This window comes from Micromonospora sp. bgisy143 (genome assembly GCF_057708145.1).
In genome coordinates this window covers 112,203-133,715 of record NZ_JBYIRN010000015.1, presented here as the reverse complement: position 1 = coordinate 133,715, position 21,513 = coordinate 112,203, and the positions used below count along the sequence as shown (strand labels likewise).

The following is a 21,513-nucleotide window of genomic DNA, read 5'->3' as shown; positions in this document are numbered from 1 at the left end:
GTTCTGCAACGGCGGGCGACATTCCGAACAGGACCGGAGAAAGCACCCCGATCGATCTCTCGCGCCGGGCCGCCGACCCGTCCCTTGGCAGCGCGCCGGAACTGTCGTACGGTGACAGGCAAGTAACCCACGGGAGCCCGGTGTACCGGGCTGAGAGGGGGGCTGACAGCCCCCGACCGTCGAACCTGATCCGGGTAATGCCGGCGCAGGGAGGAGCGTTGCCGTGCCGTCCCTTGGGCGACTGCATCTGATCACCGACACCCGACCCGGGCGCGACCCACTCACCGTGGTCCGGGGCGCCCTCGCGGCGGCCCGCGCCGACCTCGTCGTGCAGGTCCGGGTCGAGGACTCGGCCACCGACCGCGAGGCGTACGACCTGGCCCTGCGGGTGTTGGCGTTGGCCGCGCCGTATGGGGCGACGTGCCTGGTCAACGACCGGCTGCACGTGGCGCTCGCGGTCGGTGCCGCCGGTGGACACGTCGGCGCCGACGACCTGCCGGTCGCCGCGGCCCGGCACGTGCTCGGCGCCACCGGCGTGCTGGGCGCCACCGCCCGCGAACCCCGGACCGCGCTCGAGGCGGTCGTCGCCGGGGCCAACTACCTGGGCGTCGGCCCGTGCCACGCCACCAGCACCAAGGCCGGTCTGCCCGACCCCATCGGTTCCGTCGGGGTACGCGACGTCGCCGACGCGGTCGACGTGCCGGTCATCGCGATCGGGGGAGTGACCGCCGACCGGGTGCCGGCGCTCCGCGCCGCCGGGGCGTACGGGGTGGCCGTGGTCGGGGCGATCTCCTCGGCCGCCGACCCCGCGCGGGCGACCACCGAACTGCTGCGGGCGCTGGCGTGACGCGTACCGACGTGGCGGTGGTCGGTGCGGGTCCGATCGGACTGGCCGTCGCGTGGCGCTGTGCCACCCGTGGACTGCGCGTCGAGGTGCACGACCCGACGCCCGGATCGGGCGCGTCGGCCGTCGCCGCCGGGATGCTCTCCCCGGTCGCCGAGGCGTACTTCGGGGAACGGCGCCTGACCGAGCTGCTGGTGGCGTCCGCCGCCCGGTGGCCCGGGTTCGCCGCCGAGCTGACCGAGGCCAGCGGCACGCCGATCGGCTACCGGACCGAGGGCACCCTGATGGTCGGACTGACCGGCGACGACCTGGCCGAGGCACGCCGGCTGTGGGCGTACCAACAGGGTCTCGGTCTGCCGGTGACGCCGCTGCGCCCCAGCGAGCTGCGCGACCGCGAACCGGCGCTCGCCCCACGGGTGCGCGGCGGCGCGCTCGCGCCCACCGACCATCAGGTCGACCCCCGGTTGCTGGTGCCGGCGCTGGGCACCGCCGCGCGGCGGGCCGGCGTGACGTTCGTGCCCCGGCCGGTCCGGCGGCTGTCCGATGTGGATGCCGGGGTCACCGTGGTCGCGGCCGGTTGCGGCGCGGCCGCCCTCACCGGCCTGCCGGTGCGGCCGGTGAAGGGCCAGATCCTCCGGCTGCGCGCGCCCGGCGGCGTCGCGCCGGGCTTCCGGCACGTGATCCGGGGGTACGCCGACGGCGAACACGTCTACCTGGTGCCCCGTGCCGACGGCGAGGTCGTCCTCGGCGCGACGGTCGAGGAGCGGTCGGACACCACCGTCACCGCCGGCGCGGTGCAGCGGCTGCTGCGCGCCGGGATCGATCTGCTGCCCGAACTGGCCGAGTACGACCTGGTGGAGGCCGTCGCCGGGCTGCGGCCCGGCACCCCGGACAACGCGCCGATCCTCGGGCCGCTGCCCGGCCGACCGGGCGTGCTGGCCGCCACCGGACACCACCGGCACGGCATCGTCCTCACCCCGGTCACCGCCGAGGCGATCACCGACCTGGTGCTCACCGGAGTGCCCGATCCGCTGCTCACCGGCTTCGGCGCCGACCGGTTCGCCGACCCGATGCGCAGTTTCGAGGAGGAGTGATGGAGCTGACGGTGAACGGTGCCGGGCGTAGCGTGCCCGGCGGGGCGTCGGTCGCCGACCTGGTCCGCGACGTCGTACCGCACCAGCGGGGCGTCGCGGTCGCGGTCAACGGCGAGGTGGTGCCCCGGGCCGGCTGGCCGGCCACGGTGCTGCGCGACGGCGACCGGGTCGAGGTGCTCACCGCCGCGCAGGGCGGGTGAGCGGCATGCCGTTCGACCTGGGCGGGGAGACGTTCGGCTCGCGGTTGATCCTGGGCACCGGTGGGGCCGCGAACCTCACCGTGCTGGAACAGGCGATCCGGGCGTCCGGCACGGAACTCGTCACGCTGGCGCTGCGCCGGGTGGACACCGCACCGGGCACCGGCGGCGGGCTGCTGGACCTGCTGGACCGGTGCGGCGTACGGCTGCTGCCGAACACCGCCGGCTGCCACACCGCGACTGAGGCGGTGAAGGTGGCCCGGCTGGCGCGCGACGCGTTCGACACCGACTGGGTGAAGCTGGAGGTCATCGGCGACGAGCGGACGTTGCTGCCGGACGGGGTGGAACTGCTGCGCGCCGCCGAGGAACTCGTCGCCGACGGTTTCACCGTGCTGCCGTACACCAGTGACGACCCGGTGCTCGCCCGCCGTCTCGCCGACGTGGGCTGCGCCGCGGTGATGCCCGCCGGTGCGCCGATCGGCTCGGGGCTCGGCATCGGCAACCCGCACCACATCCGGCTGATCCGGCAGAGCGTGGACGTGCCGGTGATCCTCGACGCCGGCATCGGCACCGCCTCCGACGCGGCGCTGGCCATGGAGTTGGGCTGCGACGCCGTCCTGCTGGCCAGCGCGGTCACCCGGGCCGCCGACCCGGTGGCGATGGCCACCGCGATGCGGTACGCCGTCGAGGCCGGTCGCCTCGCCGCCCGCGCGGGCCGGATCGCCCGGCGCTTCCACGCCCTCGCGTCCACTCCGGACGAGGGAAGACCGGACCTGTGACGGGGTCGGTGCCGTCGGGGGTCGTGCTGCTCACGGACCGGCGTTCGGCGCGACGCGGGCTCGACCGGGTCGTGGCGGCGGCGGTCGCCGGGGGAGTGCGCTGGGTGGTGCTGCGGGAGAAGGACCTACCGCGCGCCGAACGCGCCGCCCTCGCCGCCGACCTGCGCGCGATCCTCGCCGACGTCGGCGGGACCCTCGTCGTGGCTGGCCCCGACCCGCTGGGCGGTGACGCCGTCCACCTGCCCGCCGCCGGCCCGTACCCGCCGCCGTCCCACCGCCTGGTCGGCCGCTCCTGCCACAACCAGACCGAACTGCACCGCCTGACCACCGAGCACTACGCCACAATCTCCCCGATCTGGCCCACCAGAACCAAACCCGGCTACGGCCCACCCCTGGAGACCGACGGCCTCCGAAAGCTGATCGAGACCAGCCCGGTGCCCGCCCTCGCCCTCGGCGGCGTGGAGACACCCGAACAGGTAACCGCCTGCGTGCAAGCAGGAGCCGCCGGAGTAGCAGTGCTCGGCGCCCTCATGCGAGCAGAAGACCCCAAAGAAACAGCCCACCAACTAACAAGCGCCTTCCAAGAGGCGGTCACCCGCGAGAGCTGCAACTGCCCCGCGCAGGTCTCCACGTCAGGGCTGCGGCCGACCGTGCCCACGCAGGGATCAAGCCTGACCGCCCGGAGTGGGCACGGTCGGCCGCAGCCCTCAACCGCAACCAGCGAGGGATCAAGCCTGACCGCCCGGAGTGGGCACGGTCGGCCGCAGCCCCAAAGCGCAACCAAAGAGGAGAGATGACCCCGAAAACCACCCTGACAATCGCGGGCTCAGACTCCGGCGCAGGCGCGGGAATCCAGGCCGACCTCAAGGTCTTCGCGGCGCTCGGCGCGTACGGCACGAGTGTCCTCACGGCGGTCACCGCACAGAACACGCGGGGTGTGGACGCCGTCCTGCCGTTGCCGCCGCGCACGGTCGAGGAGCAGTTGGACAGCGTGCTTGCCGACTTCACCGTGGGGGCGGTCAAGACGGGGATGCTCGGCACGCCCGCCGTCGCCGATGTGGTGGCCCAGGCCGCCCGGGACGGCCGGCTGCCCCAGCTCGTCGTCGATCCGGTGCTGGTCGCCACGAGTGGGCACCGGCTGGGCGTGGTGGGTGCGGTGGAGCGGCTGCTCCCGTACGCCCGGGTGGCGACGCCGAACTGCGCGGAGGCCGCGGCCATCACCGGACGCGGCGTGGACGACGTGGCGGGGATGGTCCTGGCCGCCGAAGCACTGGCCTCCGGCGGCCCGGAGTACGTGGTGGTCACCGGCGGCGACGTCGGTGGAGACGAGGCGGTCGACGTGCTGTGCGGCGGCGGTGTCACCACCCTGCTGCGCGGTCCCCGGGTGGACACCCGGCACACCCACGGCACCGGCTGCTCGTTCTCGGCGGCCATCGCCGTGCGGCTCGCGCTGGGCGATCCGGTGCCGGCGGCGGTGCAGGCCGCCAAGGAGTACGTGTTCCGCGCGCTGACCGGCGGGCGGGGCTGGGAGCTGGGCGCGGGGCGCGGACCGCTGGATCACTTCGGCTGGTCCGCCTGATCACCAGGGAGGTTGTCATGCAGGCACGAGGCAAGGTGTACGTCGAGGGGTCGCGGCCGGATCTGCGGGTGCCGTTCGCGGAGGTGAAGCTGACCGGTGACCTTCCGCCGGTACGGCTCTACGACACGTCCGGTCCGGGTTCGGATCCGGACGTGGGGTTGCCGGCGCTGCGCGGCCCGTGGATCGCCGAGCGTGGTGACGTGGCCCCGGTGCGGGGCGCGGGTACGCCGCTGGCCGGGGTGGACGGTCGTCGACCCACGCAACTCGCGTACGCGCGGGCCGGTGTGGTGACGCCGGAGATGGAGTTCGTGGCGATCCGGGAGAACGTCGACCCGGAGCTGGTGCGGTCCGAGATCGCCGCCGGCCGGGCGGTGCTGCCGCTCAACGTCAACCACCCGGAGTGCGAGCCGGCGATCATCGGCAAGGCGTTCCTGGTCAAGGTGAACGCCAACATCGGCACGTCTGCGGTCAGCTCGTCGGTCGCCGAGGAGGTGGAGAAGCTGACCTGGGCGACCCGCTGGGGCGCGGACACCGTGATGGACCTGTCCACCGGCAAGCGCATCCACGAGACCCGCGAGGCGATCGTGCGGAACTCGCCGGTGCCGATCGGGACCGTGCCGATCTACCAGGCCCTCGAAAAGGTCGGCGGCGACCCGGTGAAGTTGAGCTGGGAGGTGTTCCGGGAGACGGTCATCGAGCAGGCCGAGCAGGGCGTGGACTACATGACCGTGCACGCGGGCGTGCTGCTGCCGTACGTGCCGCTGGCCGTGGACCGGGTGACCGGGATCGTCTCCCGGGGTGGCTCGATCATGGCGGCCTGGTGCCTGGCGCACCACGAGGAGAACTTCCTCTACACCAACTTCGCCGAGCTGTGCGCGATCCTCGCGCGCTACGACGTGACGTTCTCGCTCGGGGACGGGCTGCGCCCCGGCTCGATCGCGGACGCCAACGACGAGGCGCAGTTCGCCGAGCTGCGTACCCTCGGCGAGCTGACGAAAATCGCCTGGGAGCACGACGTGCAGGTGATGATCGAGGGCCCGGGCCACGTGCCGATGCACAAGATCAAGGAGAACGTGGACCTTCAGCAGGAGTGGTGCCACGAGGCCCCGTTCTACACGCTCGGGCCGCTGACCACCGACATCGCGCCGGCGTACGACCACATCACGTCGGCGATCGGCGCCGCGATGATCGGCATGTTCGGCACCGCCATGCTCTGCTACGTCACCCCGAAGGAACACCTCGGCCTGCCGGACCGGGACGACGTGAAGGCCGGCGTGATCGCGTACAAGATCGCCGCCCACGCGGCGGACCTGGCCAAGGGGCACCCGGGCGCGCAGGCGTGGGATGACGCGCTGTCCAAGGCGCGGTTCGAGTTCCGCTGGGAGGACCAGTTCAACCTGTCCCTCGACCCGGAGACCGCGCGCTCGTACCACGACGCGACCCTGCCGGCCGAGCCCGCGAAGACCGCCCACTTCTGCTCGATGTGCGGCCCGAAGTTCTGCTCCATGAAGATCACTCAGGAGCTGAAGGAGTACGCCGCCCGCGGCATGAAGGACAAGTCGGCGGAGTTCGTCTCCGGTGGCGGCAAGGTCTACCTGCCGCTGGCCTGACCGGGCTCGCCGTGACCGGCGGGGCATGATCGACTCGGGTTCGGTGACGTCGGGGCATCCGCGCGACTGGATTGGCCCGGCTGCACGGAACCCGAGTCGATCAGTTCAGTCGCGGTGGTGCCGGCCGGTGGAGCGCAGCGAGCGGCGGCCGCTCTCCTGCTCGGGCTCGTTGTCGGTGACCGGCTTGCCGAGGCCGGCGACCCAGTCCACGAACTCCTCGTCCTGCGCGGGCAGGGGCTCGGCCGCGTCGGGCGCGGTCCGGCTCTCCTCGTCGGTGCGCGCTCGGTTACGCCGGAACAGACCACCGAGCCGTCCCCGCCGCGAGGACTGCCGGGCGTCGTCCGTGGACGTCCCTCCCGTGTCGCCCTCCGGTGTGCCGGCGGTGTTGGACGCGCCGCCCTGCTCCGGCAGGACCGGAGGGATCGACGGCGGCACGATGGACCTCGCCAGGGCGGCCAGCGCGCTGGCCGCCTCGTCCGGGCCGATCGTGCTGCTGGCCGGCCCGGTCGTACCGGTGGCCGGGTCGGGCGATCCGCTCTGGTCCGACGTTCCGGTGCCCGGGTCCGGTGTCCGGGTACGACGAGTGGTGTCGAAGGCGTCCCAGCTGGGCACCCGGCTCAGGTCGGGCAGCGGTGGCCGGTGCCGGAAGCGGGGCGTCCGGTCGGTCGACTCCGCTGCGTCGTCGGAGGCGTACGCGGCGGAGGGCTCGGGATCGGCCGCCGCCGTGGCCCCTGAGGAGGTGGCCGCCCAGGTCGGTGCCGCAGGCGTCCACCGGTCGGCCCCCGCGACCGCACCGAACAGCGAACCGCCCGGGCCGTCCTCGGCGGAGGCCGGGTCGGTGCGGTCGGCACCGGAGGTCGGGGTCGGCACGGCATCGTCGGCCCGGACGGGGGTGTCCGACGACGTGTCGGACGGGCTCCCCGCGCCCGCTGCCTCGGCCCGCGGGTCCCCGCCGGTCCGGGCGGCTGCGGCGGGCTCGGGGCTCGGAGCCCCCGTCTGGTCCGGCGCCGAAGCGTCCCGGTCCAGCGGCCGGGCGGCGTCGGCGCTGGTGGTGCCCTTGCCGGCGCGGGTCGCCCGCCGGGCGCGTACACCGGTCGGAGCGGCCGTTTCGTCGGTGGCCGTCGTCCCGTCGGCTGCGGCAGTGTCGTCGGTGGCCGGCGTCCCGTCGGTTGCGGTCGTGTCGTCGGCGGCCGTGTCCGCCGGGGTGGCGGTCGGCACGGACTTCGCCTTGCGCGGACGGCGCGGCTTGGGCGTGGACACCTCGACCGTGCCGTCGCCGGCGGCGCGGTCCGTGCCCGACGTGCCCGCGCTCTTCGCGTCCGGGGTGACGGTCGCGCCCGTGCCCGGGGTGACGGCCGGGTCCGTGGCCGGCGAGCCCGCGCCGCCGGAGACCGGGGTACCGCTGTCGTCGGGGACCGCGGTGTCGGCGCTGCCCGTGGTGAGCGGGCCTGCGGGAGTGCTGGCCGCCGTACGGTCGCTGTCCGACTCGTCCCGGCGGGTCGTGTCGCCGCCGGTCGGTCTGTCGTCGTCCGCGTCGGGCGTCGGGCTGACGCCGGCCGTCGCGCCCGGGCCGGACGCCGACGCGGCGGACGCCGGGACGGTGGGCATCGGCTCGACGGCACCGGAGGTCGGCTCCGCGTCGCGGCGCGACGGCTGCCGCCCGGCGGTGAACTCGCCGGTCGGGTCGGTCAGCCAGGAGGCGCGGCGGTCCGGTGTGCGGTCGTACCGCCCGCCGTCGGCCAACGCCTCCGGGGTCGCGGCGTCGCCTGCCGACAGGCCGGCGTCGGTCCGCTGGCCGGTGCCGGCGGACGAAGCGGCCGTACCCCTGCGCACCGCGTCGGCGGGGGCCGGGCCGTGCTGACCGCTCGCCGTGGTCGACGGCCAGTCCCAGTGGGCGGGGACAGTGCGTACCCCGGCGGTGTCGGCACCGGCGCGCGGACCCGGACCGGTCCCGGCCGGCTGCCCGTCGACGCGCTCGGTGTCGGGGTGGCCGTCGGTCGACGCCGCCGGCTCGTCGCCGGGCAGCGTCGGGCCGGTGGGCAGCGGGCGCAGGATGTCGGTGGGTGCGATCGCTTCGGAACCGGCGGCGCGGACGCCGAGCGGCCAGCGCAGCAGGGCGGCGGCCGTGGCCCCGAGAGCACCGGCGAGCACGGCGATCAGCGCGCCGTAGTAGGGGGTCGTCTGGTAGCGGTCGACGGCGTCGCCGGGGCCGGCGGTCAGGTACGCGAACGCCACCAGCACCGGACCGGCCACCCCGGTCGCCGCGCTGACCAGCGGGAGCTGGCCGCGCCAGCGGGCCAGTCCGGCGGTCGCCGCGCCCGCGAGCAGCGCCACCAGGGGCAGTACGAGCAGCGCCAGGCGCTGCGCGGCGGCGTCGTCCAGCCAGTTCGGTTCGAGGACGCCGAGCCGGACCGTGGGCAGCGGACCGGTCGTGCCGAGCGACGGCAGGACGGAGACCAGCGCCAGCAGCCAGATCGTCCCGGCCACGGCCGCCATGTTCCAGCCCAGTTCCGGCCGGAGCAGTACGGCGATGGCCGCGCCCGCGCCGATGACCGCGCCGAGGATGGCGCAGATGCCGACCGCCCAGACCGGGTCCACCGAGATCAACTCGGCGGCTCGGGCGGGCTGCATGCAGAGCGGGGCGACGGCGGTCGCGCCGAGCGCGGCGGCACCCCCGATGGCCAGGTGCCGGCCGGTGCTGGCGGGCGGGACGTCCCGGCGGGCCAGCCGTCCGGTCAGGACGGCGCCGGCCACGGCGGCGTTCGCGGCGAACCAGCCCACCCAGACGAGCTGGGCCGGCCACTGGTTGACCGTCGAGCCGGTGAAGGCGCCGGTGAGCCGGACGATGCCGAAGCCGTACGCGACGCCGAGCTGGCCGGCTCCGGCCAGCACACTCACCCCGAGCGCCGTGAGCAGCAGTCTGCCCCAGGTCCGATAGGCCATGTCCGGCACGTTACGCACCTGGTACACCCGATCGCCACCAGCGCGCCGCGCGGCGCGCCGGTGGCGATCGGCGGGTCTACTTGAGTTCGACCAGCCGGGCCAGGTATGTCGTGTCCCCGACATTGGTGAGCATGTGTACCGCCCCGGGGTCGCGGTAGACGACACCGCCGGTGGGCTCGTCGGCGTCGATCCGGGTTCCGTCGATCGTCTGCACGACGTTCTTGGCGCCCTGGATCGCCACCACCAGGTAGGGGTGGTCGTGCCGGTGCAGGGGCTGGCGCTCACCCGGTTCGAGCCGGATGTGCCAGACCCGGACCCGGTCGTTCTCGTACACGATCTCCTGGCCCACGGGCCCGAGCTCGGTGCCGTCGATCACGTCGGTCATCGTCCACCGTCCAGTTGGGGAAGCACCTCGGCGGCGATCAGCTCGAGGTGGTCGAGGTCGTCGAGGTCGGTGAGGCGCAGGTGCACCCGGCTCGTGCCGATCTCGGCGAACTCGCCGATCCGCTGCACCAGCTGTGCCGGCGAGCCGACCACCGGGTCCTCCGGCGGCAGCGCGCTCTTCTCGTGCAGCGGCGCGGCCCGGCGGGCGGCCTCCGCGTCGGTGCGCCCGATCGCCACCACGATGCCGGCGGAGAGCACCAGTGGCGCGCGCCCGGTGCCGGCGCGGCCGGTCCGGTCGCACGCCTCCCGTACGCGGTCGTACGCCTCGGCGGTCTCGGCCACGGACTTGAACGGCATGTTGAACTCGTGGGCGTACCGAGCGGCCAGCTCGGGGGTCCGCTTGGGGCCGCGTCCGCCCACGATGATCGGCGGGCCGGGCACCTGCTTCGGCTTGGGCAGGGCGGGCGCGTCCACCAGCCGGTAGTGGTCGCCGGTGAAGCTGTACGTCTCGCCCACCGGGGTGGACCACAGCCCGGTGATCACCTCGAGCTGCTCGGCCAGCCGGTCGAACCGCTCGCCGACGGCCGGGAACGGGATGCCGTACGAGGTGTGTTCGCGCTGGTACCAGCCGGCGCCGATGCCCAGGTCGACCCGGCCGCCGCTCATCTGGTCGACCTGCGCGACGAGCACGGCCAGCGGACCGGGCAGCCGGAAGGTCGCCGACGTCACCAGGGTGCCCAGCCGGATCCGTTCGGTCTCCCGGGCCAACGCGGCCAGGGTCAGCCACGCGTCGGTCGGGCCGGGCAGACCGGGGTCGTCGCCCATCGACTGGTAGTGGTCGGCCCGCAGGAAGCCCTCGAAGCCCCCGGCCTCGGCCAGCCGGGCGAACCGGAGCTGGGTGTCGTAGTCGGCACCCCGGTGCGGCTCGGTGAACACCGACACCCGCATGGTCATCGTCCCTCCGCGCCGGCCGTGGCCGGCTGGTCGCGTTCCATCAACAGTTCGTGCAGGTCGGCGCTGACCCGGGCGACGTCGGCGAGGTGGGCGTTGCGGCCCAGGGTGCGTGGGCGGGGGATGGACACCTCGACCACCTTGCGGATCCGGCCGGGGCGCGGGCTCAGCACGATCACCCGGTCGGCGAGCAGCACCGCCTCGTCGATCGAGTGGGTGACGAAGACGATGCTGGGCTTGTTCTCCATGTGCACGCGCTGGAGTTCGCCGGAGAGCTCCTCACGGGTGAGCGCGTCGAGCGCGGAGAACGGCTCGTCCATCAGCATCACCCGGGGCTCGCCGATCAGCGACCGGCACAGCGAAACCCGCTGCTGCATGCCACCGGACAGCTCGTGCGGCAGCCGCTTCTCGAACCCGGCCAGCCCGGCCACGTCGAGCAGTTGCCGGGCCCGCTCACGGTGCTTCGCGCGGCTCCAGCCGAAGATCTCCACCGGCAGCAGGACGTTGTCCAGCACGCTGCGCCACGGCAGCAGCGCCGGCTTCTGGAACAGCATGGCGATGTCACGGCGCGGGCGGGTGATCGGCGTACCGGCCACCGTGATCTCACCGGAGGTCAACGGGAGCAGTCCGGCGATCAGCCGCAGCAGGGTGGACTTGCCGCAGCCGGAGCGCCCGAGGATGGCGACGAACTCGCCCTCGGCGACGTCGAGGTCGATGCCGCGAAGGGCCTCGACCTGGCCGGACCGGCCTTCGAAGGTACGCGACACCCCGGACAGTCGGATCATCTGCGGCGGACCTCCGCTGAGTGGACGGTCAGGAATCCGACAAAGGCTAGCCGCCCTGTTGACATGTCGCACCGTCCGGGGTGGTCGTCATGTTGTTTCCGATCCGCAACCCGATACGCCTGGCGTCGCAACTGTGGGTTTCTCGTACGCTGTGCCCGCGAAGAGTCCCCTCACGATGGCGGTGCCCGGCTTGCCCCTCCCGCCGGCACCGTCGCGACAACCCCTCCGGTGGCCTGCGGTCCCGGTCGGAAAGGACATGGTGCTACTGATGAGAAGGCTGACCCGTACGGTCGCTACGGCCGCGCTGGCCACCGCCCTCGCCCTCGTCTCCGCCTGCAGCAGCGGGTCGGACTCGTCCGACGACGCCAAGGGCGGCAAAGACGGGGCGCTGGAGAAGGTGACCTACCTCACCTCCTTCGGCAACTTCGGCCGTGACTCCTACGCCTGGGTGGCGAAGGACAAGGGTTTCTTCAAGGAGGCCGGCTTCGACGTCGAGATCAAGGCCGGCCAGGGCACCGGTGGCGTGATCCAGACCGTCGTCGGCGGTCAGGCGGACTTCGGCCCGATCGACCTCACCGGTGGTCTGCTCCAGCTCGGCAACGGCCAGGCGAAGGACTTCACCGCCGTGGCCGCGATCCAGCAGCGCACGATGGCGGGTATCGCCACCGTCGAGGGCAAGAACATCAACTCGCCCAAGGACCTTGAGGGCAAGAAGCTCGCCGACACCCCCGGCTCCGTGGTGCGCAACCTGTTCCCGACGTACGCCCGGCTCGCCGGTGTGGACGCCAGCAAGGTGACCTGGGTCAACGGTGAGGCGCAGGCGCTGATCGGCACGCTCGCCTCCGGCTCGGTGGACGGCATCGGCCAGTTCGTCGTCGGCCAGCCGACGATCGAGGCGGTGTCCAAGAAGAAGGCCGTCATGCTGCCGTACAGCAACGTGATGCAGGACCTCTACGGCAACGTGCTGATCACCTCCAGCAAGATCGCCAAGGAGAAGCCGGAGATGGTGAAGCGGTTCACCGCGGCGCTGCTCAAGGGCCTCGAGTACAGCCTGGCGAACTCCAAGGAGGCCGGCGAGATCCTGAAGAAGAACGTCGACGCCGCCAACCCGGTGGCCGCCGCCGCCGAGCTGGACCTGATGGCCGCGTACGTGCGCTCCGGCAACTCCGGCACCGCGATCGGCACGCTGGACAGCGGCCGGGTGGCGAAGAGCATCGCGATCCTGCAGGGCGCGGGCGCGCTCAAGCAGAACATCACCCCCGAGCAGATCATCGACTTCAGCCTCGCGCCGAAGGCCTGATCGTCCGGTCGTCACCAGGGGGTACGTTCCACCGGTCTCCGGTGGGGCGTACCCCCGTCGCTTGTCGGCCCCGTGGGCCGGTGAATCTTGTCGGCCCGCGAGGGTCGGCGGACAACGAGGAGGACAAGATGACCGACGTCCGCTCAGCCGAGCCGGCGGTGACGGCGCCCCCATCCCCGGGCGCCGGCCGCCAGGTGCGTCGGGCGGGTCGGGGCGCCGGCCTGCGCGCGGGGACCGGTGCGGCGCTGCTGCCCGCGGCCGGCCTCGTGGTCGCCCTGGCCGCGTGGTGGTTGATCGCCCGGCTGGAGCTGGTCCACCCGGCCGCCCTGCCGCCGCCGGGGGGCGTGCTCACCGCGTTCGTCGACAAGCCCGCGCAGATGCTGGAGCACACCTGGGCCACCCTGCTGGAGATCCTGATCGGCTTCGTCCTGTCGGCCGCCGCCGGTGTCCTGATCGGACTCTCATTGGCCAGCTCCCAGACGGTCGAGCGAATGTTCACCCCGCTGCTGGTCGCCGTGAACGCGGTGCCGAAGATCACCCTGGGGCCGCTGCTGGTGGTGGCGTTGGGCTGGGGCCAGAAGCCGATCCTGACCATGGTGTTCCTGCTCTGCTTCTTCCCCATCGTGCTGTCCACCGCGACCGGGTTGACCACCACGCCGGCCGACCTGGCCGAGCTGGTCCGGTCGTGGAACGCTTCCCGCTGGCAGGCGTTCCGCAAGGTGCGGTTCCCGGCGGCGTTGCCGCAGATCTTCGTCGGGCTCAAGGTGGCCATGCCGCTGGCGGCCATCGGCGCGGTGATCGGCGAGTTCCAGGCCGGGGAGAAGGGCCTGGGCTACGTGATCACGCAGTACGCGGGCGTCGGCGACACCGCCACCGCCTGGGCGGCGATCATGCTGGTGGCGCTGGTCAGCATCCTGCTCTACACCGCGCTGGTGCTCGTCGAGCGGATCGCGCTGCCCTGGGTGCGAGAAACCACCAGCAGCCGCTGACCGGGGGCGCACCCTGGCGGCGTGGACGGCAGAACGTACGGGCGACGTCGTCCGAGCGCGGGAGCAGTTGGCAGGCTAGATCTTGGACAGTTCCGTCGGCAGCCGACGGAACTGTCCAAGATTGCGAGCGATGGCGGCGCCTCCCGCCACGCCGGGAGGCGTTCAGCGCGGCTCCTCGACGATCGGTCCTCAAGATCCGCGCAACTTCACCGATGTTGCTGCTTCAGCGGTGCCGGAGGCAGCAACATCGGGGATGTTGCGCGGATCTTGGGTGCAGGGGCCAAGCCTGACCGCCCGGAGAGTCGGTTAGCCCGCGAGCCGCCAGCGTCCGTTGCGCGCGACAAGCGTAGTGAGCGCCTGGGGCATGAGGCCCGAGTGGTTGTCGGGCGTCATCCGGATCGGGCCGGAGAGGCCGTCGATCTGGGACGTCTCCAACACGTCACGGATGCCGTCCCGGTCGACCTTCCCCGCCGGGCCGCCGGCCCGCAGTTCGGCGTCGGCGATCAGTTGGATCGCGTCCGCGGCGAAGGAGGAGGAGCCGTTGTAGCCGCCGTAGCGGGCCGTGTAGTCCTGGAACCACTGCCGCCGGGCGGCCTTCGCCGGCGTGGTGGCGATCACGTCGTCGATCACCATGGTCTGGGTGAAGACCATGGTGGCCTTCTCGGTGGCCCGGGCCGCCGCGCCGAGGAAGAGGTCGCCGGCCGCTCCCGCGTCGAAGAAGAGCGACCCACGGAACGCGGCCTGCTGGGCGCTGGTCGCGGCGAGCGTGGCCTGCTCCGGCGGAGTCCAGACCACCAGCGCGTCCGGCTTGAGCTTGACGAGCTTGCCGACCTGCTGGCCGACCTCGGTGTCGGTGGTCTTCACCGACTCCTCGCCGGCCACCTTGATGGTGGTCTTGCCCAGTTCACGGCGCAGCGCGAGCACGCCCTCGCGGCCGTAGTCGTCGTTGCTGGCGAGCAGGGCGACCTTGCGGACGTTCTTGCGGCGCAGCTCGGTGGTGAGGGCGGAGGCGCTGTCGGCCGCGTTCGGGCCGAGCTTGAACACGTAGCGCCGGTCGGCGACCGGGCTCGAGATCGCTCCGGAAGCGGCGAGCGCAATGGTGGGAATCCGCTTCTCGTTGATGACACCGACCGCACCGACCGCGCATTCGCTACAACCGCCCATGACGATCGCGCTGACCCGGGAATCGCTGCTGAAGTCGGCGATGTTGCGCAGTGACTCGGCGGCGTCGGAACGGTTGTCCTTCACCCTGAGGTCGATCTTCCGGCCGTTCAGTGCTCCGGAGGAGTTCAACTGGTCCCGCTTGAGTTCCAGCGCGCGCTGGTAGGCCCGGCCCATTGGTGCGGCGGCACCGGAGAGCTCGAGGTCGGCGGCGATCACGATCGGACTCGTGTCCTGCTCCGCCTCGCCGAACTGGCAGCCGGTGAGCGTGGTGGCCACGAGGGCCGATGCGAGCGCCGCGATGGTCGCGGAGCGGATGGGGCTCAACTCAGTCCTCCAGGTGCGGGCGCGGGCGCTGCCCGGTCACCGCCGCTAATCCGTCCTCAGTGGAGGACGGGATCTCCTCTGCCGTACGGTGTGTGCGCGAAGCCTGCAAAACCTTGCCAATGGCCGGCGCTGTGGTCAAGCGCGGACCCCGCTTGCATTTTCGGGACGGCCATCCCACATGCTGGGGTAACGCAATGTTTGCAAAACCTCACTTTGCATACACGCGTGACCACTCTGGAGTTACATGCCCTGTTCAGGGGCTTGCGGAAATGAAGGTATCAGTTGACCGGATCAAGGGTTCCGCGCCGTGCGACCGTTTCCTGCCTCACTGCGGCTTCCCAAACACGATCTTCTCTGATGAAATCGCGGCCGTGCCGCGCGTGGTCCCCTCCGCTCCCGGCATGGCTCGGCGGGTCAGGCGGGGAAGAAACGACGGAGGCGATGTCGTGAGCACCGGACCGACGACCTTGCCCGCGATCGGCGGCGAAACCGGGCGTACGCGCCGGCGCCTGCCGAGGCTGCGGGACGCCCGGATCCGGTCCAAACTGGCGCTGATCCTGGTCGTTCCGGTGGCCGCGGTGATCGCGCTGGCCACCGTCCGGCTCATCTCCATCGGCGAGGGCGCCTACGACGCCACCCGGGCCCGGTCGCTCACCGCGCTCGCCATCGACGTCAGCGCGCTGACCCAGGATCTGCAGTCCGAGCGGATGGCGGCGGCGGCCTACCTGGCCACCCCGCAGCAGCCGGCCGACGCGTACAACCTGCGGGTACGCCAGACGCAGCAGCGGGTGGACGAGTACCGCGCCGAGCGCGACCGGATCGGCGAGGTGCCGACGGCACTGCGGGACCGGCTGGCGGCGATCGACGACCACCTGGCCACTCTGGACGGTACCCGCCAGGAGGTGCTGGACCGCCGGCAGATGGCGGTCGCCGAGGCGGTGCTCCGCTACGGCGTCATCCTCACCGACCTGATCAGCTACGGCGACGGGTTGGCCCAGCTCCCCGGCGACGAGGGCCTGGCCGACAGCCGCCGTGCCGTCGCCGCGTTCGCCCACGCCAAGGCGTCCGTCGCCGAGGAACAGGCGGTCGCCTTCACCGCGCTGACCGCCGGTCAGCTCGACCCGGAGCAGTTCTCCTCCTTCGTGGCCACGCTGACCAGTCAGCAGGAGGCGCTGGTCGCCTTCTCGCTCGCCGCCGACCCGGTGCAGCGGGCCCTCGTCGACAGCACCGTCTCCGGTGACGCCGTCGGCCTCTCCGACCGGGTCGCCACCGACATCAGCCGCTCCGTCGGGCAGCGCCCGCTGGTCAGCGCGCAGGACGCCACCGCGGCCATCGGCGCGGTCAACGACCTGATGCGTTGGGCCGAGATCCAGCTGCAGAACCGGCTGCTCGACCAGGCCGACGAGGCGCGCTCGGACGTCATCCGGCAGGCCGTGGTCGAGTCGATCCTGGTGCTGCTCACCCTGATCATCGCCGTGTCGCTGGCCGTGGTGCTGGCCCGGTCGCTCAACGACTCGCTGCGCCGGCTGCGCGAGGGCGCCCTCGCGGTGGCCAACCACGACCTGCCCGACGCCGTGCAACGGCTACAGAACATGGGCAGCGTCGGCGACGGCGGCGTGGACGAGATCGTCCGCCAGGTGCGGGACCCGATCCAGCTCACCAACCGCGACGAGGTCGGCCAGGTGGCGTCGGCCTTCAACGTCGTCCACCGGGAGGCGGTGCGGGTCGCCGCCGAACAGGCCGCGCTGCGCACCAGCGTCTCGGCGATGTTCCTCAACCTGGCCCGCCGTAGTCAGACCCTGGTCGACCGGATGATCGGCGAGCTGGACGCGATCGAGCGCGGCGAGGAGGACCCGAAGCGGCTGGCCCAGCTCTTCGAGCTGGACCACCTGGCCACCCGAATGCGCCGCAACGACGAGAACCTGCTGGTCCTGGCGGGTGCCGACTCGGCCGTGCCGCGCCGCGACGACGCGCTCGTCGTGGACGTGCTGCGCGCCGCCCAGTCCGAGGTCGAGCTGTACAACCGCATCGAGTTCGGCACCGTCGACACCGACATCTCGGTGGCCGCGCACGCCGTCAACGACGTCGTACGCCTCGTCGCCGAACTGCTCGACAACGCCACCCGGTTCTCGCCGCCGAACACCACCGTCGTCGCCGACGGTCGCCGCATTCGCGACTACGTGCTGATCCAGATCGAGGACCGCGGCCTCGGCCTCACCGACGAGCAGCTCGACTCGCTCAACCGCCGGCTGGCCGCCCCGCCGAGCGTGGACGTCGCCGCGTTCCGGCTGATGGGTCTGGCCGTGGTGAGCCGGCTCGCCTCCCGCTACGGCATCCGGGTGGAGCTGCGCCGCAACGTCGAGGGCGGCACGGTCGCCCAGGTGACGCTGCCCGCCGCCACCGTGATCCTGCCCAGCAGCCGGGGACGCGAGCAGGCGCTCACCCGTCCGCGTCAGCCGATGGCCGTCGAGCAGACGCCGCTCACCCCGGTCGGTCACGCCGAGTCGTACGCCGGCGCGACCGCCTCGGCGGCGACACTGCCGGACCAGTGGCGGACCAACGCCGCCCCGGCCCCCGCGCAGTGGCAGTCGCCGCTCGACACCCGGGACACCACCCCGGCCGTGCAGGCCGGCGGCTACCCAGGGGCAGCTCCGACGGCGCCGCCCGCCGCCGCACCAGCCGTACCGGCGCCGCCCGCGCGACCGGCCTACAGCAACGGCACCTCGGCCGGCAGCCCCACCGTGGCGTACCCGACCATCGACGCGCTGCCCCGGCGGAGCGCGACGGCCGACACCACGGACGGCCGGAACGCGCCGGTGCTGCCGGTCGGCCCGGTCGCCGGGCCGGGCGCGGTAGCCCCACCGGCACCGGCCGCGACGCCGCTGCCGCCCGTGCAGCCCGCCGCGCCGGTCGCACCGCCGACGCCGGCCGCGCCGGTCAGCACCCGGCCGGAGTTCCCCGCCGAGGCTCCGATCTTCCGGGAGATGGAGGCGGTCTGGTTCCGGTCGCACGGCGACGACGCCACCGCGATCTTCACCCGGCCGCAGTTCGACACGCCGCCCCCACCCGCTGACGCCGGCGCGCGCATGACCAACGGCGGTCCGTCGACCGCCGCCGCACCGGCCCGGCCGCCGCTGCCCACCCGGACCCCGGGCAGTTCCGAGGGCACCGGAGCGCAGAGCGTGGGAAGCATGGACGGATTCGGCAACGCGAAGACCGGCGGTCGGGGCGCCTCGACGCCGACCCCGCCACCGTCGTACACCCCGCCGCCGGCCGCCCCCGCTGCCCCGGCCGCCCCGGTGGCGGCGCCCGCACCGGCTGCCGCACCGCCGGCACCGGACCCGGACGCCTGGCGGACGGCGGCCGACGAGGGTTGGACGTTGGCCAGCCGGGCCGCCGAGCCGGCCGCCGCCGGAACCACCCGCTCCGGTCTGCCGAAGCGGGTGCCGCAGGCGCAGCTCGTGCCGGGCGGCATCGAACCGAAGGGTGGTCGGGACCGCAGCCGGCGGACCCCCGACGAAGTACGTGGCCTGTTGTCGGCCTACCACCGTGGCGTGCAGCGCGGCAGGTCGGCCGGTACGGACCTGAACAGCACCTCGACCAAGGAGAGCCGATGAACAGGCCAGCTGCCATGCAGGACATGGGTTGGCTGCTCACCAACTTCGCCGACAGCGTGGCCGGTATCGCCCACGTGGTGGCGGTGTCCGCCGACGGGCTGCTGCTCGCGTCCTCCCGGGACCTGCCGGCGGACCGGGCGGACCAGCTGGCCGCGATCACCTCCGGCGTGGTGAGCCTGACCGAGGGCGCGGCCCGGATGTTCAGCGCGGGCGGGGTGTTGCAGACCGTCATCGAGATGGACAGCGGTTACCTGTTCCTCATGTCGATCAGTGACGGCTCGTCGATGGCCGTGCTGGCGGCGCGGAGCTGCGACGTGGGCCAGGTGGGCTACGAGATGGCGCTGCTGGTGGAACGGGTGGGTGCCGCGCTGGTGCCGCTGCCCCGGGACGCGGTGCGTTCGTAGCGCCGCGGTCCGGCGCGCGGACCGCGCGCCGGAGCAGGGAGGGGAGGCGGCGTGCGCCGGCTCCGCGGGAGACGAGGAGGTGATCGGGGATGGACCAGCGACGCGTTGACCCGCGTGGCGCGTTGGTACGCCCGTACGCGGTCACCCGTGGTCGTACCGAGCCCCGGCAGGACATCGCTCTCGAGGCGGTCCTCACCTCCTCTCCCACCCAGGTTGCCGAGTCCCGGTTCGCGGGGCACGACAAGCACCGCATCGCCACGGTCTGCGAGGGCCGTGCACAGTCGCTGGCGGAGATCGCCGCGTACACCCGGATGCCGCTGGGCGTCGCCCGGGTGCTGGTCGCCGACATGGTGGCCGAGAGCCTGCTGACGTTACACACTGCTGCTCCCGCCGAGGGGTTCGAGGAGCGGATGGAACTGCTTGGAAGGGTGCTAAGTGGACTTCGCAGGCTATGACCCCGCTGGGGGGCGGCAGCCGAGCCGGGGAATCGTCTCCGCGAAGATCGTCGTCGCGGGCGGTTTCGGCGTCGGCAAGACGACCCTGGTCGGCTCGATCTCCGAGATCACGCCGCTGACGACCGAGGCGGTGATGACCGCGGCCGGCGTCGGCATCGACGACCCGTCCAAGGTGCCCGGCAAGGAGACCACCACGGTCGCCATGGACTTCGGCCGGATCACCATGGCCCAGGACCTGATCCTGTACCTGTTCGGTACGCCGGGTCAGACTCGCTTCTGGTTCATGTGGGACGAGATCATCCGAGGTGCGGTGGGTGCCGCCGTCCTGGTGGACACCCGCCGGATCACCGACGCGTTCGCCCCGCTGGACTACTTCGAGAACCGCAACCTGCCGTACGTGGTGGCGCTGAACAACTTCGACGGCGCTCCCCAGTACGAACTGGAGGAGATCCGCGAGGCGCTGGCCATCTCGCCGCAGGTGCCGCTGGTGATGACCGACGCCCGGCAGCGGGATTCGGTCAAGCAGGTGCTGGTGACGGTGGTCGAGCACGCCATGCTCCGCCTCCAGGCCGAGCACGGCCGGGGCTTCCCCACGCCGGTCGGCTGAGCCATACGATCACGGCCGGCTGGTGACAGCCGGCCGTGGCGCGTTTCAGTCGACCCGGAGTCGGTAGCCGCGCTTCACCACGGTCTGCACGACCCGGGGCGCGTTGAGACCGGCCCGCAGCCTTGCCACCGCCATCTCCACCGCGTGCTCGTCCGCGCCCCGGGGCAGGGTCCGCAGCAGGGCGGTACGCGACAGCACCCGGCCCGGGGACTGCGCCAGCGCCCGCAGCACCGCCATCGGCGCGGGAGCCAGGGGTCGTAACTCGCCGTCGATCACCGCGGCGTGTCCGCGCAACGTGAGCAGGTGGCCGGCGGCCTTGAACGTCACGGTCCGGCGCGGCAGCTCGTCGACGATGGTGCGGACCAGGGCGCCCAACCGGGCGCGGCCGGGAGCGCTCACCGGCACCCCGTGCCGGAGCAACGGCTCGGCGGTCACCGCCCCGACGCAACTGGCCAGCACGTCGGTGCGGAAGGCGGACAACACCGCGTCGGTACGGTCGCCGGCGGTGCGCAGCAGCGCCTCAACCGCCGGCGCGGAGGTGAACGTCACCGCGTCCACCAGCCGGCCGGCGATCAGGTCGATCAGTCGGTGCAGCGGCGCCGGGTCCGTCGGTGGCGCCCAGCGGTAGACCGGCACCTCGATCACCGTGGCGCCGGCCGCCTCCAGCGCGAGCGTGCACTCGGGCTGCCGCTCACCGTGCAGCTGCATGGCGATCACCTGCCCGGCCACGCCCCGCCGGCGCAGGTGGTCGACCACCTCGTCGCAGCTCTCCGACGCCGGTGACCACTGGTCGTGCAGGCCGGCAGCGCGGATCGCGCCGCGCGCCTTGGGACCCCGGGCGACGACGTACGAGCTGGCGAGCACCGAGCGCAGCGGCTCGGCCAGCCCCCAGCCCTCGGCCGCCTCCAGCCACCCGCGCATCCCGATGCCGGTGTTGGCCATCAGGATGTCGGGTGGCTGGTCGAGGCAGGCGCGGGTCGCTTCGCGTAGTTCGCTGTCGTCGGACAGCGGCACGATCCGCAACGCCGGGGCGAGCACCACGCGGGCGCCCCGGCGTTCGAGCAGCGCGGCCAACTCGTCGCGCCGCCGGTCGGCGGTCACCCCGATGGTGAAGCCGGCCAGTTCTTCCCGCATCAGCCCTCCCGTCGCAACCGCACTTCGACGATCCCGTCGTGGCAGCGCGTGTCGTGCCGGGCCACGGTCACCCCGGGCAGGTCGAGGCATTCGCCGGTACGCAGGTCGTACACCTGCTTGTGCAGCGGTGACGCGACCGTCGGCACGCCGCCACGGCTGCCCACGATGCCCCGGGACAACACGTACGCGCCGGTGACCGGGTCACGGTTGTCGATCGCGAACAGTCCGTCCACGGTGTGGAAGAGGGCCACCTGCACCCCGTCGACGAGGGCGGCGACACCCCGCTCCGGTTCCAGCCGGTCGAGGGGGCAGACCGCCGTCCAGCCGAGGGTGGTCATTGTGGTCATCGTGAT

The 21,513-nt window shown here is 72.9% G+C and carries 20 protein-coding genes and 1 riboswitch; of the genes, 13 read left to right on the top strand and 7 right to left on the bottom strand.

What is annotated here, in order from left to right; translation table 11 throughout:
• Positions 1 to 119: 119 nt before the first annotated feature.
• Positions 120 to 229, top strand: a riboswitch (TPP riboswitch).
• The 7 genes from thiE (at position 224) to thiC (ending at position 6,103) form a co-directional block, all read left to right on the top strand.
• Positions 224 to 847 carry a thiamine phosphate synthase gene (gene thiE, locus AC3EN4_RS18880; RefSeq protein ID WP_435207145.1) on the top strand — a complete coding sequence of 208 codons (624 nt, stop codon included), beginning with the start codon at positions 224 to 226 and terminating at the stop codon, positions 845 to 847. Its footprint overlaps the riboswitch before it by 6 nt.
• Complete coding sequence (thiO, locus tag AC3EN4_RS18875; protein WP_435207144.1) at positions 844 to 1,938, top strand: glycine oxidase ThiO; 1,095 nt, start codon at positions 844 to 846, stop codon at positions 1,936 to 1,938. The genes thiE and thiO overlap by 4 nt, the downstream gene beginning before the upstream one ends.
• Complete coding sequence (thiS, locus tag AC3EN4_RS18870; protein ID WP_422736947.1) at positions 1,938 to 2,138, top strand: sulfur carrier protein ThiS; 201 nt, start codon at positions 1,938 to 1,940, stop codon at positions 2,136 to 2,138. The genes thiO and thiS overlap by 1 nt, the downstream gene beginning before the upstream one ends.
• The gene (locus AC3EN4_RS18865; protein ID WP_435207143.1) at positions 2,135 to 2,914 is read left to right on the top strand and encodes a thiazole synthase; all 780 of its coding nucleotides are present in this window, start codon (positions 2,135 to 2,137) and stop codon (positions 2,912 to 2,914) included. The genes thiS and AC3EN4_RS18865 overlap by 4 nt, the downstream gene beginning before the upstream one ends.
• Entirely contained in the window at positions 2,911 to 3,711 is an 801-nt protein-coding gene (locus AC3EN4_RS18860) for a thiamine phosphate synthase (RefSeq protein ID WP_435207142.1), read from the top strand. The genes AC3EN4_RS18865 and AC3EN4_RS18860 overlap by 4 nt, the downstream gene beginning before the upstream one ends.
• Positions 3,708 to 4,493, top strand: coding sequence for a bifunctional hydroxymethylpyrimidine kinase/phosphomethylpyrimidine kinase (gene thiD / locus AC3EN4_RS18855; RefSeq protein ID WP_435207141.1), 786 nt, complete (start codon positions 3,708 to 3,710; stop codon positions 4,491 to 4,493). The genes AC3EN4_RS18860 and thiD overlap by 4 nt, the downstream gene beginning before the upstream one ends.
• Before the next feature lie 17 nt (positions 4,494 to 4,510).
• Positions 4,511 to 6,103 carry a phosphomethylpyrimidine synthase ThiC gene (gene thiC / locus AC3EN4_RS18850; protein WP_435207140.1) on the top strand — a complete coding sequence of 531 codons (1,593 nt, stop codon included), beginning with the start codon at positions 4,511 to 4,513 and terminating at the stop codon, positions 6,101 to 6,103.
• 105 nt (positions 6,104 to 6,208) lie between these two features.
• Here the strand turns inward: thiC and AC3EN4_RS18845 are convergent, their stop codons facing one another.
• The 4 genes from AC3EN4_RS18845 to AC3EN4_RS18830 all read right to left on the bottom strand — a co-directional run bounded on the left by AC3EN4_RS18845 (position 6,209) and on the right by AC3EN4_RS18830 (position 11,166).
• Entirely contained in the window at positions 6,209 to 9,046 is a 2,838-nt protein-coding gene (locus AC3EN4_RS18845) for a hypothetical protein (RefSeq protein WP_435207139.1), read from the bottom strand.
• A gap of 76 nt (positions 9,047 to 9,122) precedes the next feature.
• Positions 9,123 to 9,431 carry a cupin domain-containing protein gene (locus AC3EN4_RS18840; protein WP_266246239.1) on the bottom strand — a complete coding sequence of 103 codons (309 nt, stop codon included), beginning with the start codon at positions 9,429 to 9,431 and terminating at the stop codon, positions 9,123 to 9,125.
• Positions 9,428 to 10,378, bottom strand: a complete 951-nt coding sequence (locus tag AC3EN4_RS18835; protein WP_435207159.1) for an LLM class F420-dependent oxidoreductase — start codon at positions 10,376 to 10,378, stop codon at positions 9,428 to 9,430. Before AC3EN4_RS18835 ends, AC3EN4_RS18840 begins: the two co-directional genes overlap by 4 nt.
• Before the next feature lie 2 nt (positions 10,379 to 10,380).
• On the bottom strand, positions 10,381 to 11,166 hold the full coding sequence (locus AC3EN4_RS18830) for an ABC transporter ATP-binding protein (protein WP_435207138.1): 786 nt from the start codon (positions 11,164 to 11,166) through the stop codon (positions 10,381 to 10,383).
• A 268-nt stretch (positions 11,167 to 11,434) separates the two neighbouring features.
• On the opposite strand from AC3EN4_RS18830, the gene AC3EN4_RS18825 reads away from it, so the two are divergent.
• The gene (locus tag AC3EN4_RS18825; RefSeq protein ID WP_355050735.1) at positions 11,435 to 12,466 is read left to right on the top strand and encodes an ABC transporter substrate-binding protein; all 1,032 of its coding nucleotides are present in this window, start codon (positions 11,435 to 11,437) and stop codon (positions 12,464 to 12,466) included.
• Positions 12,467 to 12,594: 128 nt separating this feature from the next.
• A complete protein-coding gene (locus tag AC3EN4_RS18820) occupies positions 12,595 to 13,455 on the top strand; it encodes an ABC transporter permease (protein WP_435207137.1) in 861 nt (286 codons plus the stop codon).
• Between the two features lie 306 nt (positions 13,456 to 13,761).
• Here the strand turns inward: AC3EN4_RS18820 and AC3EN4_RS18815 are convergent, their stop codons facing one another.
• Positions 13,762 to 14,943, bottom strand: coding sequence for an ABC transporter substrate-binding protein (locus AC3EN4_RS18815; protein WP_435207136.1), 1,182 nt, complete (start codon positions 14,941 to 14,943; stop codon positions 13,762 to 13,764).
• Between the two features lie 446 nt (positions 14,944 to 15,389).
• Here AC3EN4_RS18815 and AC3EN4_RS18810 point away from each other — a divergent pair, with 446 nt between their 5' ends.
• The 4 genes from AC3EN4_RS18810 to AC3EN4_RS18795 all read left to right on the top strand — a co-directional run bounded on the left by AC3EN4_RS18810 (position 15,390) and on the right by AC3EN4_RS18795 (position 20,026).
• Positions 15,390 to 18,560, top strand: coding sequence for a sensor histidine kinase (locus AC3EN4_RS18810; RefSeq protein WP_435207135.1), 3,171 nt, complete (start codon positions 15,390 to 15,392; stop codon positions 18,558 to 18,560).
• Complete coding sequence (locus AC3EN4_RS18805; protein ID WP_030329975.1) at positions 18,557 to 18,964, top strand: roadblock/LC7 domain-containing protein; 408 nt, start codon at positions 18,557 to 18,559, stop codon at positions 18,962 to 18,964. Before AC3EN4_RS18810 ends, AC3EN4_RS18805 begins: the two co-directional genes overlap by 4 nt.
• Positions 18,965 to 19,053: 89 nt before the next feature.
• Complete coding sequence (locus tag AC3EN4_RS18800) at positions 19,054 to 19,419, top strand: DUF742 domain-containing protein (RefSeq protein WP_282305307.1); 366 nt, start codon at positions 19,054 to 19,056, stop codon at positions 19,417 to 19,419.
• Positions 19,400 to 20,026, top strand: a complete 627-nt coding sequence (locus tag AC3EN4_RS18795; protein WP_355050731.1) for a GTP-binding protein — start codon at positions 19,400 to 19,402, stop codon at positions 20,024 to 20,026. Before AC3EN4_RS18800 ends, AC3EN4_RS18795 begins: the two co-directional genes overlap by 20 nt.
• A 45-nt stretch (positions 20,027 to 20,071) precedes the next feature.
• Here AC3EN4_RS18795 and AC3EN4_RS18790 read toward each other — a convergent pair whose 3' ends face one another.
• Positions 20,072 to 21,160 carry a uroporphyrinogen-III synthase gene (locus AC3EN4_RS18790; protein WP_422736937.1) on the bottom strand — a complete coding sequence of 363 codons (1,089 nt, stop codon included), beginning with the start codon at positions 21,158 to 21,160 and terminating at the stop codon, positions 20,072 to 20,074.
• Positions 21,160 to 21,507: a nitrite reductase small subunit NirD gene (gene nirD, locus AC3EN4_RS18785; protein ID WP_435207158.1), complete on the bottom strand. Its 348-nt coding sequence runs from the start codon at positions 21,505 to 21,507 to the stop codon at positions 21,160 to 21,162. The genes AC3EN4_RS18790 and nirD overlap by 1 nt, the downstream gene beginning before the upstream one ends.
• Between the last annotated feature and the right edge of the window lie 6 nt (positions 21,508 to 21,513).

Excerpts from the sequence above, each read along its gene's own strand:
- thiS (WP_422736947.1), top strand. The coding sequence starts at position 1,938 with ATGGAGCTGACGGTGAACGGTGCCGGGCGTAGCGTGCCCGGCGGGGCG.
- thiD (WP_435207141.1), top strand. The coding sequence starts at position 3,708 with ATGACCCCGAAAACCACCCTGACAATCGCGGGCTCAGACTCCGGCGCA.
- thiC (WP_435207140.1), top strand. The coding sequence starts at position 4,511 with ATGCAGGCACGAGGCAAGGTGTACGTCGAGGGGTCGCGGCCGGATCTG.
- AC3EN4_RS18845 (WP_435207139.1), bottom strand. The coding sequence starts at position 9,046 with ATGGCCTATCGGACCTGGGGCAGACTGCTGCTCACGGCGCTCGGGGTG.
- AC3EN4_RS18840 (WP_266246239.1), bottom strand. The coding sequence starts at position 9,431 with ATGACCGACGTGATCGACGGCACCGAGCTCGGGCCCGTGGGCCAGGAG.
- AC3EN4_RS18835 (WP_435207159.1), bottom strand. The coding sequence starts at position 10,378 with ATGCGGGTGTCGGTGTTCACCGAGCCGCACCGGGGTGCCGACTACGAC.
- AC3EN4_RS18830 (WP_435207138.1), bottom strand. The coding sequence starts at position 11,166 with ATGATCCGACTGTCCGGGGTGTCGCGTACCTTCGAAGGCCGGTCCGGC.
- AC3EN4_RS18825 (WP_355050735.1), top strand. The coding sequence starts at position 11,435 with ATGAGAAGGCTGACCCGTACGGTCGCTACGGCCGCGCTGGCCACCGCC.
- AC3EN4_RS18820 (WP_435207137.1), top strand. The coding sequence starts at position 12,595 with ATGACCGACGTCCGCTCAGCCGAGCCGGCGGTGACGGCGCCCCCATCC.
- AC3EN4_RS18805 (WP_030329975.1), top strand. The coding sequence starts at position 18,557 with ATGAACAGGCCAGCTGCCATGCAGGACATGGGTTGGCTGCTCACCAAC.
- AC3EN4_RS18800 (WP_282305307.1), top strand. The coding sequence starts at position 19,054 with ATGGACCAGCGACGCGTTGACCCGCGTGGCGCGTTGGTACGCCCGTAC.
- AC3EN4_RS18790 (WP_422736937.1), bottom strand. The coding sequence starts at position 21,160 with ATGCGGGAAGAACTGGCCGGCTTCACCATCGGGGTGACCGCCGACCGG.
- nirD (WP_435207158.1), bottom strand. The coding sequence starts at position 21,507 with ATGACCACAATGACCACCCTCGGCTGGACGGCGGTCTGCCCCCTCGAC.